Source organism: Aedoeadaptatus coxii (assembly GCF_001553115.1).
Taxonomy (GTDB): Bacteria; Bacillota; Clostridia; order Tissierellales; family Peptoniphilaceae; genus Aedoeadaptatus; species Aedoeadaptatus coxii.
On the sequence record NZ_KQ960154.1, the window covers coordinates 30,834 to 55,909 of the forward strand.

General features: G+C 45.6%; 22 protein-coding genes. 4 read left to right on the forward strand and 18 right to left on the reverse strand.

Annotated elements, in window-relative coordinates:
• Window positions 1–248 precede the first annotated feature (248 nt).
• A complete protein-coding gene (gene guaA / locus HMPREF1863_RS00130) occupies window positions 249–1,781 on the reverse strand; it encodes a glutamine-hydrolyzing GMP synthase (protein WP_068365987.1) in 1,533 nt (510 codons plus the stop codon).
• 127 nt (window positions 1,782–1,908) lie between these two features.
• Here guaA and HMPREF1863_RS00135 point away from each other — a divergent pair, with 127 nt between their 5' ends.
• Window positions 1,909–2,466 (forward strand): helix-turn-helix domain-containing protein, encoded by a 558-nt coding sequence (locus HMPREF1863_RS00135; protein ID WP_068365989.1) that lies wholly within the window; start codon window positions 1,909–1,911, stop codon window positions 2,464–2,466.
• 39 nt (window positions 2,467–2,505) lie between these two features.
• Here HMPREF1863_RS00135 and HMPREF1863_RS00140 read toward each other — a convergent pair whose 3' ends face one another.
• Genes HMPREF1863_RS00140 through HMPREF1863_RS00150 form a run of 3 tightly spaced genes read right to left on the reverse strand, consistent with a single transcriptional unit; the run spans window position 2,506 to window position 6,691 of the window.
• Window positions 2,506–3,000: an NUDIX hydrolase gene (locus HMPREF1863_RS00140; protein ID WP_068365991.1), complete on the reverse strand. Its 495-nt coding sequence runs from the start codon at window positions 2,998–3,000 to the stop codon at window positions 2,506–2,508.
• Window positions 2,997–4,604, reverse strand: coding sequence for a CTP synthase (locus HMPREF1863_RS00145; protein ID WP_068365992.1), 1,608 nt, complete (start codon window positions 4,602–4,604; stop codon window positions 2,997–2,999). The genes HMPREF1863_RS00140 and HMPREF1863_RS00145 overlap by 4 nt, the downstream gene beginning before the upstream one ends.
• 8 nt (window positions 4,605–4,612) lie before the next feature.
• Window positions 4,613–6,691 (reverse strand): glutamine synthetase III domain-containing protein, encoded by a 2,079-nt coding sequence (locus HMPREF1863_RS00150; RefSeq protein WP_068365994.1) that lies wholly within the window; start codon window positions 6,689–6,691, stop codon window positions 4,613–4,615.
• 449 nt (window positions 6,692–7,140) lie between these two features.
• Here HMPREF1863_RS00150 and proS point away from each other — a divergent pair, with 449 nt between their 5' ends.
• Complete coding sequence (proS, locus tag HMPREF1863_RS00155; RefSeq protein WP_068365996.1) at window positions 7,141–8,589, forward strand: proline--tRNA ligase; 1,449 nt, start codon at window positions 7,141–7,143, stop codon at window positions 8,587–8,589.
• Window positions 8,590–8,614: 25 nt separating this feature from the next.
• On the opposite strand, the gene HMPREF1863_RS00160 is transcribed toward proS, so the two are convergent.
• The gene (locus HMPREF1863_RS00160; protein WP_068365998.1) at window positions 8,615–9,985 is read right to left on the reverse strand and encodes a glycosyltransferase family protein; all 1,371 of its coding nucleotides are present in this window, start codon (window positions 9,983–9,985) and stop codon (window positions 8,615–8,617) included.
• A gap of 133 nt (window positions 9,986–10,118) precedes the next feature.
• On the opposite strand from HMPREF1863_RS00160, the gene HMPREF1863_RS00165 reads away from it, so the two are divergent.
• Window positions 10,119–11,300, forward strand: a complete 1,182-nt coding sequence (locus tag HMPREF1863_RS00165; protein ID WP_068366040.1) for a coenzyme F420-0:L-glutamate ligase — start codon at window positions 10,119–10,121, stop codon at window positions 11,298–11,300.
• 120 nt (window positions 11,301–11,420) lie between these two features.
• On the opposite strand, the gene HMPREF1863_RS00170 is transcribed toward HMPREF1863_RS00165, so the two are convergent.
• The 6 genes from HMPREF1863_RS00170 to murJ form a co-directional block, all read right to left on the reverse strand.
• Window positions 11,421–11,726 (reverse strand): hypothetical protein, encoded by a 306-nt coding sequence (locus HMPREF1863_RS00170; protein WP_068366000.1) that lies wholly within the window; start codon window positions 11,724–11,726, stop codon window positions 11,421–11,423.
• A 225-nt stretch (window positions 11,727–11,951) separates the two neighbouring features.
• Window positions 11,952–13,046, reverse strand: a complete 1,095-nt coding sequence (locus HMPREF1863_RS00175) for a helix-turn-helix domain-containing protein (protein ID WP_068366001.1) — start codon at window positions 13,044–13,046, stop codon at window positions 11,952–11,954.
• Window positions 13,047–13,059: 13 nt separating this feature from the next.
• Window positions 13,060–13,827, reverse strand: coding sequence for an ABC transporter permease (locus tag HMPREF1863_RS00180; protein ID WP_068366002.1), 768 nt, complete (start codon window positions 13,825–13,827; stop codon window positions 13,060–13,062).
• On the reverse strand, window positions 13,824–14,738 hold the full coding sequence (locus HMPREF1863_RS00185) for an ABC transporter ATP-binding protein (protein WP_068366003.1): 915 nt from the start codon (window positions 14,736–14,738) through the stop codon (window positions 13,824–13,826). Before HMPREF1863_RS00185 ends, HMPREF1863_RS00180 begins: the two co-directional genes overlap by 4 nt.
• The gene (locus HMPREF1863_RS00190; protein ID WP_068366006.1) at window positions 14,738–14,938 is read right to left on the reverse strand and encodes a PLD nuclease N-terminal domain-containing protein; all 201 of its coding nucleotides are present in this window, start codon (window positions 14,936–14,938) and stop codon (window positions 14,738–14,740) included. The genes HMPREF1863_RS00185 and HMPREF1863_RS00190 overlap by 1 nt, the downstream gene beginning before the upstream one ends.
• 246 nt (window positions 14,939–15,184) lie before the next feature.
• Window positions 15,185–16,750, reverse strand: coding sequence for a murein biosynthesis integral membrane protein MurJ (gene murJ, locus HMPREF1863_RS00195; protein WP_068366007.1), 1,566 nt, complete (start codon window positions 16,748–16,750; stop codon window positions 15,185–15,187).
• A gap of 131 nt (window positions 16,751–16,881) precedes the next feature.
• Between murJ and HMPREF1863_RS00200 the strand changes: the two genes are divergently transcribed.
• On the forward strand, window positions 16,882–17,733 hold the full coding sequence (locus HMPREF1863_RS00200) for an N-acetylmuramoyl-L-alanine amidase family protein (protein ID WP_068366008.1): 852 nt from the start codon (window positions 16,882–16,884) through the stop codon (window positions 17,731–17,733).
• Between the two features lie 44 nt (window positions 17,734–17,777).
• Here the strand turns inward: HMPREF1863_RS00200 and HMPREF1863_RS00205 are convergent, their stop codons facing one another.
• The 7 genes from HMPREF1863_RS00205 to sufC all read right to left on the reverse strand — a co-directional run bounded on the left by HMPREF1863_RS00205 (window position 17,778) and on the right by sufC (window position 25,065).
• Entirely contained in the window at window positions 17,778–19,436 is a 1,659-nt protein-coding gene (locus HMPREF1863_RS00205) for a DUF1343 domain-containing protein (RefSeq protein ID WP_068366010.1), read from the reverse strand.
• A 123-nt stretch (window positions 19,437–19,559) separates the two neighbouring features.
• Entirely contained in the window at window positions 19,560–20,066 is a 507-nt protein-coding gene (locus HMPREF1863_RS00210; RefSeq protein WP_068366011.1) for a MarR family winged helix-turn-helix transcriptional regulator, read from the reverse strand.
• A gap of 179 nt (window positions 20,067–20,245) precedes the next feature.
• On the reverse strand, window positions 20,246–20,671 hold the full coding sequence (gene sufU / locus HMPREF1863_RS00215) for a Fe-S cluster assembly sulfur transfer protein SufU (protein ID WP_068366012.1): 426 nt from the start codon (window positions 20,669–20,671) through the stop codon (window positions 20,246–20,248).
• Window positions 20,658–21,905, reverse strand: a complete 1,248-nt coding sequence (locus HMPREF1863_RS00220) for an aminotransferase class V-fold PLP-dependent enzyme (RefSeq protein WP_068366013.1) — start codon at window positions 21,903–21,905, stop codon at window positions 20,658–20,660. The genes sufU and HMPREF1863_RS00220 overlap by 14 nt, the downstream gene beginning before the upstream one ends.
• Window positions 21,892–22,911 (reverse strand): SufB/SufD family protein, encoded by a 1,020-nt coding sequence (locus HMPREF1863_RS00225; RefSeq protein ID WP_068366014.1) that lies wholly within the window; start codon window positions 22,909–22,911, stop codon window positions 21,892–21,894. Before HMPREF1863_RS00225 ends, HMPREF1863_RS00220 begins: the two co-directional genes overlap by 14 nt.
• Complete coding sequence (gene sufB / locus HMPREF1863_RS00230) at window positions 22,911–24,326, reverse strand: Fe-S cluster assembly protein SufB (RefSeq protein ID WP_068366015.1); 1,416 nt, start codon at window positions 24,324–24,326, stop codon at window positions 22,911–22,913. The genes HMPREF1863_RS00225 and sufB overlap by 1 nt, the downstream gene beginning before the upstream one ends.
• The gene (sufC, locus tag HMPREF1863_RS00235; protein ID WP_068366016.1) at window positions 24,319–25,065 is read right to left on the reverse strand and encodes a Fe-S cluster assembly ATPase SufC; all 747 of its coding nucleotides are present in this window, start codon (window positions 25,063–25,065) and stop codon (window positions 24,319–24,321) included. Before sufC ends, sufB begins: the two co-directional genes overlap by 8 nt.
• Window positions 25,066–25,076: the final 11 nt, after the last annotated feature.

Consider the following 25,076-nt stretch of genomic DNA (forward strand, 5'->3'; position numbering starts at 1 on the left):
CAAAAGTTCTATCACTTTCTTTTCAGTCTTCTTCAAACCGACAATTTATTGTCGCTTTTAACTGTACAATCTATCAAATAAAAAAGACCATAACACTTAAGCTATGGTCTAATTTTTTGTCCTCATGTAAACCACTTGGAACTATTATTTAGTTTATTCTTTTTTACTTCCAGTACCATTTGAGTACCAGTAGCCATTTTTTATTCTCTCTATAGCTTGTAATTAAGCCGTTTTATAAAATTTTGCTACTACTCCCATTCAATGGTTGCCGGGGGTTTGGAGGTAATATCGTAGACGATGCGGTTAATGTGTTCCACTTCGTTGACGATTCTCACGCTCACTTTATCCAGCACTTCGTAGGGGATGCGCGCCCAATCGGCGGTCATAAAGTCGGAGGTGGTGACGGCGCGAAGGGCCAGTGTGTAATCGTAGGTTCTGAAGTCGCCCATAACGCCGACGCTTCGGTTGTTGGTTAAGACGGCGAAGTATTGGTTGATGTCGCGATCGATGCCGGCTTTTGCAATTTCGTCGCGGAAGATATAGTCAGCTTCGCGAAGAATGTCGAGTTTTTCTTCGGTGATTTCGCCGATAACGCGTATGGCGAGGCCGGGTCCCGGGAAGGGTTGGCGCCAAACGAGTTTCGGATCTAATCCGATGGTTTCGCCCAGTTGTCTTACTTCGTCTTTAAAAAGATCGCGCAGAGGTTCGATTAAGCCTTTGAAATCCACGACGGCGGGAAGGCCGCCGACGTTGTGGTGGCTTTTGATGACCGCTGCATCGCCTGCGCCGCTTTCGATGACGTCGGGATAGATGGTGCCTTGGGCTAAAAAGTCCACGGCGCCTATTTTTTTGCCTTCGTCTTCGAAGACGCGAATAAATTCTTCGCCGATGATTTTACGTTTTTCTTCCGGTTCGACCACGCCTTTTAAACGGCCTAGGAAGCGATCTTTGGCATCCACGTGAATAAAGTGCATGCCCGTATCTTTAAAGGCTTCTTCTACTTCTTTGCCTTCGTCTTTGCGCATGAGGCCGTGATCGACGAAGATGCAGGTAAGTTGATCGCCAATGGCATCTGCCAGGAGTTTGGCGCACACGGAGGAATCCACGCCGCCTGAAAGGGCGAGGACGACTTTTTGATCGCCGACTTTTTTCTGTATGGCCGCTTTGGCTTCTTTGGCGTAGTCTTTCATGTTCCAATCGCCTTTGGCGCCACACACTTTTTTCAGGAAGTTGTCGATCATGTCGTGTCCGTTTTCCGTGTGGTTCACTTCGGCGTGGAATTGGATAGCGTATATGTTTTTGTCGCGGTTTTCCATGGCCGCCACAGGGCAGCTGTCGGTTGAGGCGACGGTGCGGAACCCTTCGGGGAGTTCTTTTACGTAATCGATGTGGCTCATCCATGTGGTTTGTTCCACTTGCAAGCCGTCGAACAGTTTGCTCGCCGGATCCACCATGGTTTTGGTTTTTCCGAATTCGCGACGATCGGATTTTTCTACGACGCCGCCCAGGTTTTTCGCCACGAGCTGCATGCCGTAGCATATGCCTAAAATGGGGATGCCGAGGCTGAAGATTTCCGAATCGATGTCCGGGCTTTTTTCGTCGTAAACACTATTGGGGCCGCCTGTAAAGATGAGGCCGATGGGCTTTTCCTGTTTAATGGCTTCCCACGCTTTTTTATAGGGAACGACTTCGGCGTAGACGTTTTTTTCCCGTACCCGACGGGTAATGAGCTGATTGTATTGACCGCCGAAATCGACGACCAGTATTTTTTCTCTATCCATGGATTTACCTCCTATTTCGTTTTATTATAGCATAATCTTTTTCTCTCATGGATCGTAACCTTTTCATAGCGTATTAATAAAATTATGGTATACTATGTTTAATATATATATTTAAAGGAGGTGTCCTATGTCGAGAAAGTTTTCCGGCCATAAAATTCGTGTTTTGCGCAAGGAGCTCGGCATGAGTATTAAGGAGTTAGCCGAAGCGGCCAATCTGTCGACCGGGCTTATTAGCCAAATCGAACGGGATCTCGTTTCCCCCTCTGTCAATGCCATGCTTCGCATTGTCGATGCTTTGCATACGACCATGGGTGAATTTTTTGAAGATATGCCTTCGCACAAGCGGCCTGTTATTTATCGCTGCGGGGAGCATAAAATGATCGATGAAGAGGGAATGCGGCGCAGGGTGCGGGTGCTTTCGCCGCCAAAGCATATCCACTATCAAGTGGTGGAAATTCGCTTTGAACCTACGGAAGATCCGGATGATGCGGTTTTATCCAGCCACGAAGGGCAGGAATTCGGCTTCGTCCTTTCCGGCAGCCTCACTGTCGTCATCGACGATGTTCCCTACGACGTTCAATCCGGCGACAGTATTGCCTTCGACGCCACCTCTTTGCATACGTATATTAACTCTTCCAAGGAGCCTTGCCTTGCCCTTTGGACTTATACTGTGCCCATTTACTAAATGAAAACAGGTTCACTTACGGTGAGTGAACCTGTTTTTTTATGCCCAGTTTTTAAAAAAATCGTCGTAGTAGGCGAGTTTTGTCATGTTTTGTTCTTCGATCCAGCGGGGCAATTGATCGGCGGTTAAGAAGATAAAGTCGTCGACTTCTTCGGGATCGATGACGACGTCTTGTTCCCTTACGTCTTTTTCGATTTTATAAATATAGTAATGGGCGGGGAATTCGCTAATGATGCGATCCAGTGTCAGATCTTCTCTCGAAAGCGTAATGCCCATTTCTTCCGCCATTTCCCGGATCATGGCTTCTTCAGGCTCTTCCCCTTGCTGTACGCTTCCGCAAGCTGTGCAGGACCAAAAGCCCGGGAAGTTTTTCTTTTTCTTCGACCGTTTTTGCAGGATAAAATGCCCGTCTTTTGTGCGAAGCCACGCTTCCACGACGCGGTGATAGCGCCCTTTCGGTATGCGTTCGCCGCGGAGAATGACTTCGCCTGTGGGTTTATCTTCTGCGTCGTATAAATCCCAGCGCTCCCTCAACGGTCTCGACGCTCCATGGCAGCTTCTATGAAGCCGTGGAATAAGGGGTGAATGTGGTTGGGGCGGGATTTAAATTCCGGGTGGAATTGGCATGCCACAAAATAGCCCGGCGTATCCAACTCGATCACTTCGACAAGGTCGAGATCGTCGTTAATGCCGACGATTTTAAGCCCGGCTTCCCGAAGTTTTCCTCTGTATTCGTTATTAAATTCATAGCGATGACGGTGACGCTCTAAAATATGCTCTTCGCCGTAAAGTTCCCTGGCCTTGCTTCCTTCTTCTAAATGGCAGGGGTAATTGCCGAGGCGTTGGGTGCCGCCTAAGCTTTCAATGCCGATTTGAGATTCCATAAGGTCGATGACGGGGTAAGGCGTGTTGACCTCAAACTCTGTGGAGTGAGCGTCTCTAAGGCCTGCGAGGTTTCTCGCAATATCGATGACGGCAATTTGCATGCCGAGGCAAATGCCGAAGTAGGGGATCTCGTGCTCTCTCGCAAATTTCGACGCGCGGACCATGCCTTCCACGCCCCGTTCGCCGAAGCCGCCGGGAACGAGGATGCCGTCCATTTTCTTGAGAATTTCTTCGGCTTTTTCGTCATCCGTCAGCTCTTCGGCGTCGACGTAATGAATGTTTACAAGGCGACCCAGTTCGTAGCCCGCATCTAAAAGGGCTTGGGATACGGAAAGGTAGGCGTCGTGAAGTTGAATGTATTTTCCTACGATGGCCACATCTACCGGGCCTTCCGCTTTTTTAAAGTGTTCCACCATGGAAACCCACGCGTCAGATTTGTTTTCTTTGGTTTCCAATTTCAGGTGATCCATAATGATTTCGTCGAGTTTTTGATCGCGGAATACATTAGGTAGTTCGTAAATTAAGTCTACGTGGCGGGATTCGATGACGTTTTCTTTCGGTACGTCACAGAAAAGGGAAATCTTGTTGCGAATGGATTCGTCGATGGCGCCGTCGCTTCTTGTAATAATAATATCCGCCTTGATCCCTTGGCTCATTAATTGTTTAAAGCTGTGTTGGGTGGGCTTGGTTTTAAGTTCGTCGCTTCCGGGAATCGAGGGGATCAACACGGTGTGCACATAGAGCACGTCGTCTACGGCGCTTTCCGAGTGAATTTGGCGAATGGCTTCGATAAAGGGAAGGCCTTCGATGTCGCCGACGGTGCCGCCGATTTCGGTGATGACCACATCGGCGTCGGTTTCCGTGCCGGCTTTATAGACGGCTTTTTTGATTTCGTCGGTAATGTGGGGGATGACTTGTACGGTGGCGCCGTCGTAATCGCCGCGGCGTTCTTTTTGAATGACCCGCGAGTAAATTTTGCCCGTGGTAATGGAGGCGGATTTCGTAAGTTCTTCATTGGTAAAGCGTTCGTAGTGGCCTAAATCCAAATCGGTTTCGGCGCCGTCGGCTGTAACGAAGACTTCCCCGTGTTGATAGGGACTCATGGTGCCCGGATCCACATTTAAATAGGGATCGAATTTTTGCATAAAGACTTTAAAGCCTCTGTTTTTAAGCAGACGGCCGATACTCGCCGCGCTAATACCTTTGCCGATACCGGACACTACGCCGCCGGTAACAAAAATATATTTTGTCATATTGCCTCCTAAACTAATCGTGTGAAAATATCTTCATAGGTGGGAATGGTCCAGTGTTTTCTGGAAATTCTCGCCTCTAATTCATCGCAGATTTTGCGTATATGGGGTATTTGCGTGCTGATTTCTTCTTGGAAATAGCGGGCGCGCTCGTAACCTGTAAGGGTTTTGCCCTTGGCATAAGATGCCTTTAATTTTTTGTGGCGCACTAAAAGCTCTTCAAACAGCGTGTTCAGCGTTTCCAGCCGATCGTCAAGGGCCGGGTTTTCAAGACGCCCCGTCACATTTAAGATATCGTTCAATTCCGATACGACGGCAGGCTCCACATCTTTTGAAAGCATGGTCATTAAAGTGCGGGCTTCGAGGAAATGATGTACCGATACGGCTTCCATGCCCACTTCGTAAATGGCGTCGGCTTCTTCTTCGCTAATGACGCCGTATTCGTCGAAGATGGCCATGAGCTTTTTATCTTTATACGCCGAAAGGGCTTCAAAGAAGCTGTCGTAAATGGGCAGACCCCGACGCTCAGCTTCTTCTCGCCATTCGCTGGCGTAATTGTCTTTGCTGTAAAAGATGCGTTCGTGATCCCGTACGATTTCCGCTACCAGGCGATACGCTTCTTTTCGAAGGGCGTCTTCGTCCTCTTTAAAGGGCTCCAATCGCTCTGCCATTTTTCTAAGGCTGTGCCCTAAGGCGGTGTTAATGACTATGTTGGCGTCGGCGCCTGTCATAGACGAGCCCACCATGCGGAATTCAAATTTATTACCTGTAAAGGCAAAGGGGCTCGTGCGATTGCGGTCGCTGGAATCTCTCGGCGTGTAGCCTAGAGAATTGATTTTAATCTCCTTGGGCACTTCGATTTTAGCGTGATATTCGTCGTGGGCGATGTCTTTTAAAATTTCTTCCAAATCATTTCCGAGGAACATGGAAATAATCGACGGCGGCGCTTCCAAACCGCCTAAGCGATCGTCGTTACTGGGTCCGCCCGATGCCACGCGGAGCAAGGGCGCGTAATCGTCTACCGCCTCGATCATGGCGGCTAAAAACAGGAGGAAGGTGATGTTTTCCTTGGGATTGTCTCCGGGATCGAAGACGTTTTTCCCGTAATTGGTCGTCAGGGAATAGTTGTCGTGTTTGCCGCTGCCGTTGACGCCGGCAAAAGGTTTTTCGTGTAAAAGACATGCCATGCCGTGTTGACCGGCAGTTTCTTTTAATGTGCTCATAATGAGCTGATTGTAATCCACGGCGATGTTGGCGTTTTCGTAAAGGGCGACGATTTCAAATTGCCCGGGCGCCACTTCGTTGTGTTCGGTTTTGGCGTAAATCCCAAGCTCCCAAAGCTTTTGGTTTACATCTTCGTAAAAATCCATCACCCGACGGGGAATGCCGCCGAAGTAATGATCCCCAAGCTCTTGACCCTTGGGGGCGCCGGCGCCGATCAACGTGCGGCCGATGCTCTTTAAATCGCTTCGCTCCTCATATTGCTTGCGATCGATGAGGAAAAATTCCTGCTCCAGACCTACTTTCGGTTTCATACGGTAGGTGTATTCTTCTTTTTCAAAGAGATTGACCACGCGGGAACCGTAGTCGCTTAAAAGCTTCATGGATTCCAGAAGAGGGCCTTTTTTATCCAGCTTGTCGCCGTTAAAGGAAACGAAGATCGTGGGGATGTAAAGGATTCTGTCGATAATAAAAGAATTGGCCGTAGCATCCCAATAAGTGTAGCCCCGCGCCTCGAAGGTGCTGCGCATGCCTCCTGTGGGGAAGCTGGAGCCGTCGCTTTCGCCGCGAATTAATTCCTTGCCGCTGAAGCGATAAATAGGCTCGTATTTATCCGTGCGATCTAAAAAAGAATCGTGTTTTTTCGCCGTCAAACCGTTAAGCGGTTGAAACCAGTGGCAGTAATGGGTGGCGCCTTTTTCAAGTGCCCATTCTTTCATGGCGTGGGCGATGCCGTCGGCAGTTTCCCTGTCCAGTGGCGCTTCGTTTCGAATGGCATTCTTCCACCGGAAATAAATGGCGTGGGGCAGCCGCTCCCGCATCATATGCTTATTAAACGCCATTTCGCCAAAGCTTTTGTTTAGATCCATAGTTCCTCCTATAAAACAAAAAATTGGTTCTCCCGAAAGACAACCAATATAAAAAACCTATAAGCCCTCCCGATAAGAGGGGTGTTTTCTTTTATAATAGTCAAAACATTTTTTGATGTCAAGAAGTGAGGACTGTGATTTTGATTTTATTGTAAGCGTCTCAAAATTTATCGACTCTACTTGACAAGATTTTTCCAACTTGTATAATGGACGTATATTCTTTAAACGCTGATGGAGAAAAGTACGTATCTCACCATAACAGGGAGTCGAATTCACCGATTGAAAGATTCGACAATGGCACCATACGGAATCCCGCTCCGGAGTTGCTCATAAACTGAGCCGTTCATCACGTTACGATGTCGAGAACATCTTTTGATGTTGAATTTGGGTGGTACCACGGTTTTTCGTCCCAGAAAAGCCGTGGTTTTTTTATAGTCTAGGAGGATAAAATGGCTAAAGAAAAAGAAAAATTTGTAAGAGAGATTACATCCCGCGACGACGATTTCGCGCAATGGTATACCGACGTCGTCTTAAAAGCTGAAATGGCGGATTACGCGCCGGTTAGAGGCTGTATGGTCATTCGCCCCTATGGTTTTGCCGTATGGGAAAGAATTAAAGAAGAGGCCGATCGCCGCTTTAAGGCCACAGGCCACACCAACGCCTACTTCCCCATGCTCATTCCCGAACATTTGCTTCAAAAAGAAGTAGAACACTTCGACGGCTTTGCGCCGGAAGTTCTTTGGGTAACCCACGGCGGCGACGAAGAATTGGCCGAACGCCTGATCGTGCGCCCCACATCGGAAACCATTATTAACACCATGTACTCCAAATGGGTGCAAACCTACCGGGATCTTCCCCTTTTAATCAACCAATGGTGCTCCGTATTCCGCTGGGAAAAAACGACGCGCCCCTTCTTAAGAACCGTCGAATTCTTATGGCAAGAAGGCCACACCGTTCACGAAACCTACGAAGATGCTCAAGAAGAAACCTTGAGAATCCACGAAATCTATCGCCAAGTTATTGAAGATGAAATGGCCGTTCCCGTTATTTTAGGTAAGAAGAGCGATTCCGAACGTTTCGCCGGCGCCGACGCTACCTACACTTTGGAAGCCATGATGCACGACGGCAAAGCTCTTCAATCGGGTACGAGCCACAACTTGGGCCAAAACTTTGCGAAAATGTTCGACATTCAATTCCAAGACAGAGAAGGCAAACTCGCCACAGCTTGGACCACGAGCTGGGGTATTTCCACGCGCTTAATCGGCGGCCTTATCATGGTTCACGGCGACGACCGCGGCATGGTCATGCCTCCCCACGTCGCGCCGACACAAGTTATTATCGTGCCCATCGCCTTACACAAAGAAGGGGTAAAAGAAAAAGCCCAAGAACTTTACGATTCCATAAAAGATCGCTTCACCGTCAAACTCGACGACCGCGAAGAATACAGCCCGGGCTGGAAATTCAATCAATGGGAACTTAAGGGCGTGCCCCTTCGTATCGAAATCGGACCGAAAGATATCGAAAATAACCAAGTGGTCTTCGTCCGCCGCGATACCAACGAAAAGATCTTCGTTCCCATGGAAAACCTCGCCGATCAAGTGGACGACATGCTCGAAACCATTCAAAAAGATATGTTCGTCGCCGCCAAAAAGCGGATGGAAGAAAATACCTTTACGGTTAAAAACTACGACGAATTTAAAGAACGAATGGCCGCCGGCAATCCCTTCTTAAAAGGTATGTGGTGTGGCGACGAAGAATGCGAAGCCGAAATCAAAGACGAAACCACGGCCACCATTCGCTGCATCCCCTTCGACGATCAACAAGAAGAAATCGACACCGTCTGTGTCCACTGCGGAAAACCTGCAAAACACATGGTCTACTACGCAAAGGCATATTAAAAAAACAGGCTCTCGGGCCTGTTTTTTATTGCGCCTTTTTCCGTTGGCGATTAAATTCTCTTTCTGTTTTATAAATTGCCCATCGACTTTCAATAGTCCATCCGCTTTTTTTAAGGATTTCCGCGGCGGCGGCTAAAAAGAATCCGACGGCGATGTAGCGGAAGGGCAATAAGCTTTGGGCGTAGCGATCGAAGACGTAGGCATAGGCGTACATATACACCTGAAGGCCGTAGGCGAATAGGAGGAAGATCACTTCCGCCACGGTGCGCCGCGCCAAAATGGCTGCGGGAAGGGCGGCGAGGGCGAGGAAGAAATCCACGTGGCGCCCCCATTCGATGACGCCTTTGGTGTGGGGAACGACTTCGTCCCAATAGAAGGTTTGGTACAACATGCTCTTCGGCTTTATATATAGGTAGCTTTTCAACATTGACACCCGATCGTGGCGCCACCAATACCGCATGCGAGCGTGAGCTTTGGCCTCATCTGTGCGCAAGGCAATGAAGCGTTTGTGTTTCGCCGAATACGTTCCGTCTTTCTCCTTGAGGTTTTGATACTCTTCCTCCACGGCACGGCGAATGGCAAGCTCCTTAAAGGCGTCTTCATCTTTCGGATAGCCCACCCCTTGGTACGTGCCGAGGAGTAAGGGATTGCCGATGCCGTAGGTTGTGGGGATGAGCTCCCCGAAATGGTAATAATTTCGCACCGTCCACGGTACGATAAAGCAAGATACTAAGAGCAACGTTAAAAAGCATTGGCCGTAAAGTTTGGTGCTCGGATATTTTTTCATCCATAAATAAGGAACGGGCAAGAAGAAATAGACGGCAGCTTGGGCTTTCATCATAAAGGCCAAAAAGGCGGCGCCAAAGACGATAAAGTAACTTGTCCAATCCTTACGGTCGCCTAAGCGAAAGAGCCCGTAAAGGTAGAGGCAGGTTAAAAATAAAAAGGGCGTTTCCGTTAAAATCAAATTATCCTGCCACGCAAAATCCGGCGTAAAGAACAGAAGCATGGGCAGAATGGCCGCCCACTTCGGCGCTTTTGAATCGATGGTGAGGTATACAAACCAGGGTGCTAAGGTTCCCAGTAAGCACCAAAAAAATTTTAAACCGATCCACATTCCATATCCTTCCCCGAAAAGGGCTACAAATGCCCCGATTAAAACGGGCAGTCCCGGCATGATTTGAGCGCTGACGACGCCGTGCATGGTAATGGCGCCGGTGTGGAAAAAGGTTATCCCGGCCTTTACATAACTTGCATCGTCGCTTTTCAATCCGTAATCCGCTCCCAAGCGAGACATCATGTAAAGCCGTTCGAAGAAAAGAAGCCATAAAATGATCAGGGCGATCCAGTGTTCTTCGAAGAATCCTTTTTTCCTATTTGGGAAAACTTTTCCCATCGACTTCACCTCCAAATGAGTTTTTTCTGTATTTTCTGCTATTTATGATACCACCTTTTAGGAAAATATGGTAGAATAGGAAAGTAGTTTTAGTCCTAGTTGTTACTTCAAAATGAAAGAGGCGATCTTGAACATGAAGCGTTATATTGGAACAACGACCCGCGGTATTCGACTCCCCATCGTCAAAAAGGGCGATGATTTAGTGGATATCGTCTTTCAATCGGTAAAAAATGCCATTGAATCCGAAAACATTAAGGTACACGACAAAGATGTTATCTGTGTTACGGAATCTTTGCTCGCCCGCAGCCAAGGCAATTACGCCACCTGCGACGACATTGCAAAAAATGTTGCCGATAAATTCGACGGTGAATTCGGCGTCGTTTTTCCGATCCTTTCCAGAAACCGCTTTTCCACGATCTTAAAAGGTCTGGCAAAGAGCGGCAGAAAGCTCCATATTCTTTTGAGTTTCCCCTCCGATGAGGTCGGAAACCATTTAATGGATGAAAACAAACTTTACGGCACGGGCATTAACCCTTACCGTGACGTCCTGACCGAAGCGCAATACCGCGAACATTTCGGCAAGGAAGTAAAACACGAATTTACCGGCATTGATTATGTAAAACTTTACAAAGAAATCGCGCCGAACAGTGAAATTTACTTCTCCAACGATCCCCGCGCCATTCTTTCCTACACGAAAGATGTGCTCGTCGCAAGTATTCATACCCGCGAATTAATTAAGCGCGAACTAAAAGACAACGGCGCTAATCTCGTCTACGGTTTGGACGATATTTTAGCAGAACCTACCGATGCTCACGGATACAATGAACAATACGGCGTCCTCGGCAGCAACATGGCCGGCCCCGAAATGATCAAGCTTTTCCCGAGAAACGGTAAACCTTTTGTCGATGCCGTTCAAAAGCGCTTAAACGAATACTTCAACAATCATTTTGAAGTGATGGTTTACGGCGACGGCGCCTTTAAAGATCCCATCGGAAAGATTTGGGAACTTGCCGACCCGGTAGTTTCTCCCGCCTATACCGATGGTTTACACGGTACGCCCAGCGAGCTGAAGATGAAATATTTGGCCGATACGGAACTTAAAGGTTTAAGTACCGACGAAATGGAAAAAGTCATTATCGATCGCATCCACGAAAAAGATCAAGACTTGCTCGGAAGAGATGAAACCTTGGGCACCACCCCGAGACGTCTCACCGACCTTTTAGGTTCTCTCGCCGATTTAACCTCCGGCAGTGGCGACAAGGGTACCCCCGTCGTTATGGTACAAGGTTATTTCGACAATTACGCCAACGATTAATTCCAACTAAATAAGAGAAACCGCGGAATATCCGCGGTTTTTTCTTAAAGTATCGCTTCTATACCTCCCTTCGGGGAGGTTTTTTTGTGGCGCTAAAAAACCCGCCTTTCGGCGGGCTTTTTAATATTCCATGACAGCATTGGCGACAAAAAGCCGTGTATAACCTAAAAAGCGTTCGCAATCGATGTGAATCGTCTGGCTGTCTACATTGGTGTAATAGGGGAAGTACACGTCGATTCCCTCGTAAACCTGCTTTTTATAAATATCCTGTTCCTTCTTCGGCTCGCCCTTGGAGACGGATTCGTTGATCACGCCGGGAAAGCCGCAACAGGGCTGCTCTAAAGTATCCACGGAAATGGCGCGGATATTTTTCTTTTTTAAATAGGCTAGTGCTTTATCACTTAATGCCACTTTTGTTCCTTGCATGGTTTTCTCCCTCACATCATAGTTTTCACTTCACTTAATAAATACCCTTATATTTACAGAATAGTTATGGAAAACAGGATAACATATTTTAGAATATTTTTATACTCTTCAGTAAGGGCCATCTCCCATAGTGTAAGTTACTAAAAAAATGGATTTTATTCATATTATAAATAAATGAGAGGAGGTTATAATTTGATACTATAGTTTCTCATTTCGCGATAGCCTTTAATGAGTATCAAACTTCCTAAGCAAATTCTTGATTTTTTCTTGTTCAATAATTTCCTTAAAGCCCACATTGTCAGTTACTGCGAATAAATAAGAGCGAGCAATCATATCATCACTTCTGTTTGGATGCGTAGATAATAATAAATTTTCATCAAGCCATTCATCTATTTGATTGAAATATTCATCTCCTCTTATCTTAAACGATTTTCCCTTTCTCTCTATTAACAAATTGAGTAGTTTTTCCACATATTGACTAGCAAGTTTGAGATTATTATCTTCAATATAGTGCGTTGCTAAGGATAAATAAAAATTTAAAACGATGGAAACATTTATTTCAATGAGATTAAAACTTTCTATTAAATCCTCCACTCTCTCCGAAGTTTTGACCCAATCGTCATTATTCAAACTACTCTTCATCATAAGAAGGGTGATTAAATCAGTTATGTTCTTATAAATCATTACTTGTAGCTTCTGATCTACTTCATTTTCTTTCTTCGTTTTTAAATAAGCTGAAGCCACTAAACAATCTTTTGATATAGAGAGCATGTCCGAAGATGGCAAAATAGTTAATGCTTCTTCTGGTTTTCCTAAACTAATTAAACAGGCTGCCCTCAAGCTCAATGATTGTTCTTTTAATATAGGATCTTTAGAATGCTCGCATACCCTATTTAGTATGTTATTTGCGTATTCTAGATATTCCTCTTTTTTTACATCATCAGTTGCTAAATCACAATGGTTCAAAATAAACAAAGCCATATAGTATAGTAGTTCAAAGCAAGAATAGTATTGTTTAATTTTAATTTTTATATCTTCTACGATACTATCCATACCAGCATCAAGGACACGATTCTCCAAGGCTATATAAAATTTTTGTATTTGAGTTGAAGATAAACCTGGGTCATATCCTATTAATTTATCCACACTTATATTAAAGAAAGTGGCAAGTTTTGGTAGAAGTAAAATATCTGGATAACTTTGACCTGTCTCCCATTTTGATACGGACGCCTTTGTTACCATCATGAATTCTGCTAATTCTTCCTGAGTTATGCCTCTTTCTTTTCGCTTCTGAAGAATAGTTTCTCCAATTTTTAGCATGATGTTTTATCTCCTAACTGATTTGCTTTTTGTTTATTACAGCAATCGAAATTACGATACACAGTATAAGCAAAATACTGCCCGTAATAATCGGTACATAGTAATCATCATATCCAATTCCTTTAATAAGGTTCACAGGCTTTCCTATCAACGCGATCGGCATGTATTTAACAATCTCATCTCGAATGGATAATATAAGTTGAATCACAATCCCACCAGTCGTTAATATTAATGTACCTATAACATTTCCTGAAATCACTCCAGCTAATATCTCTAATGATATTAAAAATAAGCCAAATATAAAAGGGAGCAAGGCTGCCATAAGTATATTTCTAATAGGAAATGAAATCCCAAAAAAGTACTTTGTGTAGAAATAAGTGAGTATAAACGAGCAAAAATAGGCCAAAAACCACAAAATAAAATTGTAAAAAATCTTCGATAGCACAACTTGATACCTTGGCAGTCCCTTAGATAATAAATTAATCAAGGTTCCCTTTTGGAATTCATTGGCCATTTGAGTACTTAATATAATGGCTAATCCAAACATACCTATTTGACTAATGTTTTTAAAGAATTGTGTCCAAGAGTCAATTTCTGATGGTGGTACTACGTTAATATCTATATTTCCTGTAGATATGGATTGAAGTATCATGGGAGTTAATTTTGCTGTCAAAGGACTTATTAACCCGATGAACAAGAACAGGATAAAGGTAGAAATTATTTTTTTAGTCCTTGCACCTTCAATAGCTTCTTTCTTTAATAGAGATAAAAATATCCTCATGCTTTCGTCACCTCCATAAAAATATTTTCTAATGTAGGTTCTTCTATTTTTATTTCTATAGGAAATATGTTTAACTTATATAGCTCATATAAAATATCAAGATCTTTTAGTTGATTGTCTTCGTCTGTTAAGTATAAAGTATCTCCTTTTTCATTTGTTACCAGATTTGAAAATTTATCTAGTGACTTAAATACCTTTAGTTCTTTGTCAGCCTTAAATCTGATTTTAATTGTGTTTTTCCTCTTTATATTTTTTAGTTCATCTATTGAACCTTCTAGTACATTTTTTCCTTTATCAAGCACCACAACATGATCACAAATCGCTTCAACATCTGATAAAATATGTGTGGAAAAAATGACAGTAGTAAAATCTTTTATTTTTAATATGATGTCTAATATCTCTTTTCTTCCTAGTGGATCAAGGGCGGAAGTGGGTTCATCACATATTAATAATTTAGGGCTATTTAACAAGGCTTGGGCAATACCCAAGCGCTGTTTCATGCCTCTAGAATAACCACTAATCCTTTTATTGACATCTCTTAATCCCACCAATTCTAAAAGTTCCTCACTCTTGTTTTTAATTTCATTTTTGCTAAGACCAGTTATAGCCCCACATAGATTTAGATATTCCTTTGCTGTCATATAGCCATAAAATTCAGGAACATCCGGAAGATACCCGATAAATCGATTGGTTTTTGACTGACCAAAGCTTACTTCTTCTCCAAAGACTTCAATAGAACCTTCATCCTTTTTCAAAAATCCTAAAATCATTTTCATTGTCGTCGTTTTTCCAGCACCATTTATGCCTAAAAACCCAAAGATTGTATTTTCAGGAATCGACATGGATAATCCATTAATAATCGTATTTTTACCAAAAGATTTATGAAGGTTTTCAATTTTAAGTGCTTCCATTATTCGTCCTCCCTACCTATTGTTAAGTATAGGATAGGTCCAATAATTTGAATAAAAACAACTATTAAAATCCACATGGTTCTACTGCCAAATTTATATCTATCGTGTTTTAAAACATGTCTTAAGGAATAAATCATAAGTCCAATTTCTAAAATAATAATAGGTATAAGTATCGGCAAATATTCTCTAACAAGATCCATAATAATCCCTCCTTGATTTTATATCTTATTGGTTTACTCAATATACCGTCAAGAAACCTTCAAGAAACATAACTTGCTCAAGTTAACCGCAGAGAAACTCAACTTTATATGATTTATGTGAACATCTATTTTCACCAACATCATATAAAAATGACCCTTGAGATTTAAAATCTCAGGGGTCATTTTTGTCGATTCTTTCTTAGTTTTTTATTATTTTTGCTTCTTCTTGCAAAAGCGGAGTTCAATTTAAGCACGGGCCCGTTTACGTTTTGCCCAGCGAATGTGGATGATCTTTTTAATATCCTTGGCTTCCTTCAAGCCCAGTAAATCGAGGATTCCGAAGTAGAGAATAGAGGATACACCGACGGTGACGAGGAAGAGAATGAGCTGCAACATTTGGTTTGCACCGATAAAGTTTAGACCCGTAAAGTAGAGATAGTAGGCGAAAAGTCCCATGATCCCCGAGGCGATCAGGGTTTTCACCGTAATCTTCACGTAGCTTCTCATGCCGATATGGCCGATTTTTCTCCGAAGCATAGTAAAGGAGAACCATGTAACCACCGTTTGGGCGATGGAAACGGAAAGGGCCAAGCCGTTAATGCCCATGGTGCGCACGAGGACGAGGTTACAACCGACGTTAAAGAGCACATTGACGATGCCCAGGTAAAAAGGCGTCTTCGTATCTTCCAAACTGTAGAACACGCGGTTTTGCACGTTGTTTACGGAAATGGATACGAGGGCGAGGGTGTAATAACGGAGACAAACTGCCGTAGCGTCGGCATCGGCTTGCGTAAAAGCGCCGCGCATAAAGGCGAGCTCCACAATAGGCTGAGCCAAGACGATCAGCCCGACCATGGCGGGAATGGTAATGAGGAGCACGGAGCGAACGGAGCCGTTCATAATGCGCTTGCCTTTTTCCATTTCCCCTTCGTCGAATGCCTTGCTCATGGCCGGGTAAATGACCGAGGTAATGGCGGTAATGAAAATGCCGATGACGAGGACATTTAATTTGTTGGCGTAATCCAAGCGACTCATGGAACCGGATACCAAACCTGATGCCAACGCGCGGTTGACCAATGTATTAATATTATTGACGCTGACGGTAATAATCGCCGGGATGGCGAGTAAAAGCGTCTGGCGCGTATGCTGATCCTTTAAATCCAAAATAGGTTGGAAGCGATAGCCCACGCGTAGCGAGCCGTAGAACACGGCCAAAAATTCCGCTACAACCGCCACGACGGATATAATGGTAAGCCCGTAAATTCCGCCGCCGGAAGAAAATATGGCGAGGTAGACCAGGTAGACGAGATTGAGCCAAATGGGCACAGATGCCGCAATGCCGAAGCGATTATGGAAATGTAAATAGCCCGTGAAAATCCCCTCGTAAGCGGAGAATAAAATAACGGGCATGCCGAGCTGAATCAATTGCACGGTGAGCGCCTTGGTGCGCGCATCGAACCTGGGCCCGACGAGCATAGTGAGAAGCGGCGCACCTACAATCCCCAACACCATAATGAGAATGGTAAGTAAGCTGACGATGACGAAAATATTATTTGTAAATTTATGTTTTCCCTTTTCGCCGTAGCGCGAAAATACAGATTGTAAACCGGGAATAAAGACGGTACTAATGCCCATAACAATGTACATACTCACCGTCGATGTTGCCGACTGCGCGGCGACGAATGCGTCTTTTTCAAATCCTGCCCCGAAGATGGCGGCCACCATAGATTCTCGAACGAAGCCCATCATTTTCCCGATAAGGGAGAATAAAATAATCAGCACCGTCGATTTGGCGATGGATGTCTTTTTCATAGAGCCCTCCTTACAAACTTACATTATACCAAATGACGACGGTTTGATTTCAATGTTTTCATTAAGAAAATGGAACTTCCCGAAGATTCTTGCCACGCTTTATGGTAGAATCGTGGTGATTGGAGGATTTTGTGAAACGCTTTGTACTTATTTCCATACTTTTACTTGCCTTAACGGGCATTGGACTGAAACTTTACGCGCGCCACACGGCGGCTGAAAACAAACTAGCTGTAAAAACGGAAGAATCGCGCGCCACATCTGAAGAAAAACCGAAAACCCGAGAGCCGAAACCCGAACAAGAGCCTACACCCGATCCGGCGGAACCTGAACCTGCGCCGCAACATACGCCGCCGAACGGCCCCTTGATCTGTATCGATGCCGGCCACCAAGCGCACGGCAATCCGGAGCCCGAAACCATTGCCCCCTCGTCCACGAAAACGAAAGCGAAAGTGGCATCCGGCACGCGAGGCGTCTCCACAGGCATCGACGAATATGTCTTTACTCTTCGCTTTTCCATGCTCCTTAAAGATAAGTTGGAAGCGGCAGGCTACCGCGTCGGCATGGTGAGGGATCGACACGACGTGGATATTTCCAATCAGGAGCGGGCGCGCATCGCCAACGATATGGGCGCCGATCTTTATCTGCGCATTCACGCCAACGGCACCGGCGATTCCTCTGTAAAAGGTATCGAAACCTTTTACCCGTCGCCAAACAATCCAGACATCGGCTACCTCTCCGCCCCGTCGGAAAAACTTTCCAAATTAATTTTGCATGAAATGGCAAACGCTGCAGGGGCAAAAGCGCGAGGCGCTATTGCCCGAGACGATTTAACGGGCACGAACTTCGCCACTATGCCCAACTGTTTAATCGAATGCGGCTATATGTCCAACCCGGAAGAAGACCGCCTCTTAAACGACGACGCCTACTTAAATAAATTGGCAGACGGCATCGTCAAGGCGATCAACCTCTATTATCAATCGTAAGCAAAAAGACCCTTCGAGCAAATTTATGCTCGAAAGGTCTTTTTCTATTTGTAGAGCAAATATGCTTGGCGCTCAGCTTTAAATGCGTTGACGTCTTTTTCGTATGCTTTGACGATCTCTTCCGGAGATTTACGGGCTCTAAAGAGGTTCGCAATTTCTTCGGAACCTTGAATTAAATAAAACATGGAGTAGGGTTTTTTACATTCCGGCACGTTCATGGGTCGCATTTGATTGGCGATGGCCAGGGTGTAAATTCCCGTTCGCGCCGGGTTAAAGCTGTGCCAATCTGTTACCTTAAGGCGAACGCCTCCTCGATTGCCCTTCGGTGCCGGAATGAAACGCACGCCGGGAAGGCCCGCCGCGTTTAAACGTCTGGCATAGTCATTGGAATCGAGGTTTTTGCCGCCGACCCAGCGGAAGTATTCGCTTTGGCCGATGCCCGTTTGCTCGCCGCTTCCCGTGGCCGAGTATAAAAAGGCGCTTTCGAGATTCGGAATGTTCGGGCTGGTTTGAGCAAAGGGTAGCCCCGTGTCTTGCCACACCATGTTTCGCGTCCAGTTTTTCATGGTGACGACGGTAAGATCGGCGCCGATTTCCCGATTAAAGAACTTTCCGAGTTCGCCGACGGTCATGCCGTGGGTCATAGGGAGTTTGTCGATACCTACAAAGCTTTTAAATCGCGTTTCCCTCAAAAAGCCTTCGACGATGGTGCCACCCAAGGGATTGGGGCGATCCAAGACCGCGATGGGAATGTTATTTTCTTTCGCCGCCACCATGGCGTTTTGCAGCGTGGAAATATAGGTGTAGGTTCTCGCGCCGATATCCTGCATATCGTAAACCAGTACGTCTACATTTTGAAGCATTTCCCTCGAAGGTTTCCGCGTCGGCCCGTAAAGGCTGTAGACGGGAAGGTTCATTTTTTGATCGAAGTAGCTCTTGACGTATTTCCCCGCTTCCTGCTTGCCGTCTAAACCGTGTTCCGGGCTGTAAAGAGCCACGAGTTTGGTCTTCGGATAAGCTTTTAACTTTTCCGCCACGGGTACGCCGTTTGCATCGACGCCGGTTTGATTGGTAATAAGGCCCACCCGCTTGCCGTCAATAAGGCTTGCGTATTCTGTAAAGAGTCGCTCGTTGCCGAGAACGACGCGGCCTTTTATGTCAGGTGTTTTTTGCGCCTCGGGCATCGGCACAACTTCATTGGGTTTTTCAGGTTTCGATGGCGTCGTCGTAATAAGGGCTTCGTTTTTATTGCGGTCGTAATCCACGGCAAAACCTAATATTTCTCCCATGCTGCGAAGCTTGAAATAGTTGAAGCCTCGAATATTATAGGTTTCCTCAATAATATCCACCGGATAATCGCCTTTTACGCGAACATTCATGGTCTTTAAGATCGCCCTTTCTCGCGCGCCGCCTATATTGTCGCCTTTAAAACTTTTGTAGCGTCCCTTTCTATCCATGGTAATGGTTTGGCTGTCCCCTGTAACGGAAAAATCGACTTTTCCCTCCAGTGCCTTGGCGAGATCGCGCAAGCGGTAGTAGTTGTAGCCTTCGATATTATATCCTCTTACATCGGTAAGCTTGCCGTCTACCCGAAGTTTTTGCGGGCTCTTTATGCCCTGCGCGCTCTTCGCTTCCGAAAGATTCGGAAAAAACGCCAAACACAAAATCAGTGTAAGTATTCCAAAATGCTTTAATCCTTTCATCGTCCACTCCTTTCGTAACTATTATAAATTGCAACACGGCAAAAATCTTTTTTTCCGCCTATATGTCTTTAATTTGAAACAATGATACAAAAAAAGAAGGGGCGCACCCCTTTCTTTTTGATTCTATTTCAGTTTGGCGAGACGTTGCTCTTCTTTTCTGGCAAGGCGTTGCTCGTCCTGAATATTTCTTACTTTTTCCGATTGATTAAACAAGGATTCGATAATTTCCATTGATTTTAATAAAAATCTCAGATCGCCGTCGGTTAAGTGATCTCCCAACTTATCGTAAAGCGGCGCGACGATACTTGAAAATTCGTCGATGTATTTTTCTCCCTGTTCCGTTAAGTACACATGGACGATTCGCGAATCTGTAACGGAGCGCTCCCGATAAACATAGCCTTTGCGTTCGAGTACGGTGCAAATTTTTGAAATATTGCCGTGATCTCGATGTAGGGATCTGGCGATGGAGCGAATGGATGTGTCGTCTAATGAATCGATTTTTCCCAAGACGAGTAATTGCAACTGCGTCAACCCGTAGTTTTCGGAAAAGTAATCCATCAGTGACATCTTTGTGTCGTTTGCTTCTTTTAACAGATTCCAATAGGTCCATAAAAATTCTCTGGCCTTCATAGCTATCCTCCTTTTGCGCTGGTAATGGCCATTTATAATTGGTTATTGATTATACTTATCAGATTTATTATACCACATTTTCTTTGTTACTTTACCAAATAATCTGTTTTCTTTTACATGTTTTTAAATCTAAATTTTCTATCCATTTTTATAAAAAAAGAGCTGACATGCAGCTCTTTTCATGCTTCTAAAATGTTTTTCAGCGTATACCAGGGAAGCACGGCACATTTTACCCGAGCGGGTAATTTGGAAATGCCCTCAAATGCCATGGCATCTTCCAACGCGTCCTGTTCTTCTTCTGTAATGGAAACGCCTTTGATCATGCCGATAAAGGTATCGGCTAAATGGATCGCCTCTTCCCGCGTCTTGCCTCTAACGGTGTCGATCATGATCGAGGTGGAGGCTTGGGAAATGGCGCAGCCGACGCCGGTATAGGAAAGATCCTTCAGCGTGTCGCCGTCCATTTTAATTTGCAGCGTAATTTCGTCGCCGCAGCTGGGATTGTGGCCCAATTCTTTGTAGTCGGGATTTTCTAAATCCCCTTTGTTATGCTCGCTTCTGGATTCTTCCATAATGAGCGTGGTGTAAATATCATCGAGTGCCAAGACCCATCAACCTCCTTACTTCATCGAGACTTTTTATAAAGTAATCGACTTCTTCGATGGTGTTATATACGGCAAAAGATGCTCGGCAGGAAAAATGAATGCCGAAGCTTCGATGCAAGGGTTGGGCACAGTGGTGACCGCTGCGAATGGCGATGCCCTTGGAATCTAAAATCGACGCCACATCGTGGGGGTGTATCTCTTTAAAGTTAAAGGTGATGAGGCCGCCGCGAGGATTGGTCGGCTTGGAAAGAATGGTAATATCGTCCATGTCTTTCATGTGATCGTAGGCGTAATCGGTAAGATAGCTTTCGTATTCGTGGATTTTATCCAAACCGATAGCGTTTAAATAATCGATGGCCACAGGTAAACTGGCAGCCGCCCCAACATCTTGAGTGCCTGCTTCAAAACGGGCCGGCGCTTGTTGGAAGGTGGTGTGGTCTTCGTACACGTATTCGATCATGTCGCCGCCATACATATAGGGCTTCATGGCATTTAAGCGTTCCAACTTACCGTAAACGGCGCCGGCACCCATGGCGGCGAGCATTTTGTGGCCGCTAAACACGTAGAAATCGCAGTCCAGGTCTTTGACGTCCACGGGCATATGGGGAGCCGCTTGGGCACCGTCTACAACGGCGACGCCTTCCGGGCTCACTTTGCGCAAGTGGGCGATCATTTTTTTCACTTCGGGCATGGTGCCGAGAACATTGGAACACTGGGTAATGGCTAAAATTTTCGTCTTCGCCGTTACCTTTTCTTCCACTTCCGAACAGGGAATTTCCTTGTTTTCGTCGATGTAGAGGTAACGAAGGGTAGCGCCTGTCTTTTCAGCCGCATATTGCCAGGTAACGAGGTTAGCGTGGTGTTCCATAATGGAAATCACGATCTCATCGCCGGGTTTTAAGTTTTCGAGGGCGTAACTGTAGGTAATCAGATTGAGCCCTTCGGTAGCGTTTCGCGTAAAGATAATTTCCGCAGATTCCCGCGCACCGATAAAGTTTTTAACCGCTTCCCGCGCCCCTTCGTACACTTCCGTAGCCGCCATGGAAAGGCGGTGGGCGCCGCGGTGGGGCCCGCCGTTATGATAGCGATAGTAATCGCTCATGGCATCGATGACGACTTTCGGTTTTTGGGTCGTGGCAGCGGAATCTAAATAAACGAGGGGCTTGTCTTTTTGGGATAATTCCAAATAAGGGAAGTCCTTACGAATTTCTTTTATTTCGCTAGGCTGTAACATGTTCACGTCTCCTCAAAATAGTTTCCAGTTCTTTATAAATGAGTTCCCGCTCTTCATCGTAAACTACCGCGTCGATCACCGGCGCAAATTTCGCATCGACGATCATGCGCTCAGCGGTTTTTTCGTCGAAACCGCGGGTGAGGAAGTAAAAGAGCATATCTTGATCGATTCTTCCGGCGCTGGCAGCGTGATTACCCTCTACGTCGTCTTCGTGACTTAATAGGGCGGGTACGGAAAGGCTTCTCGCCGTGGAATCCAATAAAATAGCAAATTCTTCTTCGTTGCCGCGGCTGTGTTTGCTGCCTTCCAAAAAGTCGATACGACTTTTAAATACTTTGTAGGCATTTTCCATTAACGCACCGTCTACGACGAGATTGGATGTGGTGTCCACCCCTTCGTGTACCATATCGTAAAGCAAATCGTAAGATTGCCCGCCTTTTCCAAGATAGATGGACTGAATATTGCCGAGGGCGTGTTCGCCTTTCAAATAGCATTTCACATTACTGGTTTCGTCGCCGTCGCCCATGTGGAACACGTAACAATCCAACTTTCCACCTTCTTCTACGACGGCGGCAATGGAAAGATAGTTGGCCACTTGGCTCTTATCCATGTTGACGAAATAAAGGCGCGCTACGGCGTTTTTCTTAACGTGAATACGCACAAGGGCGGAGCGATAACCGGCATTTTTTTCCGATGCGAAATAGCCGGTGAGACGGGCGTTTGTCGCTACATTGAAATCCAACGTGACGATTTCGTCGCGATCGCCGTCTAATCTGTGAACGCCCAGATCTTTTGCGCAGGTTATATTATATTGCTTGGCAATAGTGGAGCTTGTGTCGTGAAGTTCCACCATTTCCGGGCTGATGCCGTAGTCGTAATTTTTAAAGACGTCGTCGGCTATAACTTCTTCGTCACCCTTAACGTCGGCGCCTTCGATGTCCGCTTCATTTACTTTTAAATAAGAGTACGTTTTATAATCTAAAATATTTCCTTTGTGTGCCTTCATTAGCCGATGCTCCCTTCTAATTCCAAGGAGATGAGGTTGTTCATTTCAACGGCGTATTCCAAAGGCAATTCTTTGGCGATAGGATCGGCAAAGCCGCGCACTACCGTCGCCCGCGCTTCTTCCTCGGAAATTCCCCGCGTCATTAAATAGAAAATAACTTCGTCGGAAATCCGACCGATTTTCGCTTCGTGTCCGAAGTCGACGTCGCGATTGTTAATGTCGATGGCGGGAATCGTATCTTGACGGGATAAATTATCGAGCATAAGGGATTCACAGGATACCGTGGATTTCGTACCCTTGGCATTGTCGGTTACTTTGACGAGGCCGCGATAAACGCCGATCCCTCCACCTTTCGAAATGGATTTCGATTGGATGGAGCTCTTGGTGTTGTTGGCAGCGTGAATAACCTGCGCCCCCGTATCGATGTTTTGGCCGGCGCCGGCAAAACTGATGCCGGTGTATTCGTTTTGCGCTCCGTCTCCTGCGAGAACGCTCATGGGATAGAGCATGCTCACTTTGGAACCGAAGGATCCGGATACCCATTGGATCTTGCCGTTTTTGCCGACGATGGCGCGTTTCGTATTTAAGTTATACATATTCCGCGACCAGTTTTCGATGGTGGAATAACGCAAGGTGGCATCGTCTTTTACAAAAAGCTCGACGGCACCGGCGTGCAGGTTCAACGCATTGTATTTCGGAGCGGAACAGCCTTCAATAAAGTGGCATTTCGCGCCCTTTTCAATAATAATCAGCGTGTGTTCAAACTGTCCGGCGCCCGGCGCATTTAATCTAAAATAGGATTGCAAGGGCACATCGACATCGACACCTTCCGGCACGTAGACGAAGCTTCCCCCGCTCCATACCGCGTAGTGCAGCGCCGCATACTTATGCAGATTCGGATTGATGCACTTGCCGAAATATTCTTTTACAATGTCTTCGTATTCGTGGAGACCGGTTTCAAAATCGGTATAAACGACCCCTTGATCCAATAAATGTTGTTGAATGCTGTGGTAAACCACTTCCGAGTCGTATTGTGCGCCGACGCCTGAAAGCATGGATTCTTTTTCCGCTTCGGGAATGCCCAGAGAGTCGAAGGTTTTACGAATTTCTTCGGGTACGTCGTTCCAGTCTGCAGCGAGATCGGCATCGGGACGGATATAGGTAATGACCTTGTCCATATCCACTTCGCTAAGATCCGGACCCCATTCGGGATTGGACTTTTCGTTGAAGATTTTAAGAGCTTCCAAACGCTTTTCGAGCATCCACGCCGGCTCATTTTTTTCTTCCGAAATTTGGCGTACGATGGATTCGTTTAAACCTTGTTCCGTTTTTTTCCGATAGGTAAAAGGATTCCGTTCGTCGTAAATCCCCCGATCCATCTCTTGGATTTCAGTCTTTTTTCTTATCTTACGCATTTTGCTCATCCTTAATCCAGCCGAAACCTTCCGCTTCGATTCGATCGATGATTTCGTCGCCGCCTTCTTTTACGATCTTTCCGTCGCTTACGACGTGAACAAAATCCGGTTGAATTTCTTTTAAAATTTCTCTGTGGTGGGTGATGATAATCGCCGAGCGTTCGCCGTCTAAATATTCTTTTAAGCCGCGGCTTACAGTAGCGACGGCGTCTACGTCGAGACCGGAGTCCGTTTCATCTAGAATGGCCAGTTTCGGTTCGAGCATAAGAAGCTGTAAAATCTCAGTCTTTTTGCGCTCGCCGCCGGAAAAGCCCACATTTAAATAGCGCTCAGCATATTCCGGTTTCATGTCCAAAAGTTCCATTTTTTTCTTAAGCTCTTTTTTAAACTTAATAATGGAAGTCTTTTGGCCCCGTGCCAAAAGCGCTTGACGAATAAAGTTTTCCACACTGATGCCGGGAATTTCATAAGGGGTTTGGAAACTGAGGTAAAGGCCTTTTAAAGCGCGTTTATCTGTGGTTTCGTCGCTAATGTCTTCCCCTTCAAAGAATACTTTTCCTTCGGTCATGGTGTAGGCAGGGTTTGCCATGATTACGTTGGCTAAAGTAGATTTACCACTGCCGTTTGGGCCCATAATGACGTGTACTTCGCCTTTATTGACCGTTAAATTCATTCCCTTTAGGATTTCTTTTTCTGCAACTGAGGCGCGTACACCCTCAACTTTTAATAATGCATCCATTTATTTTCATT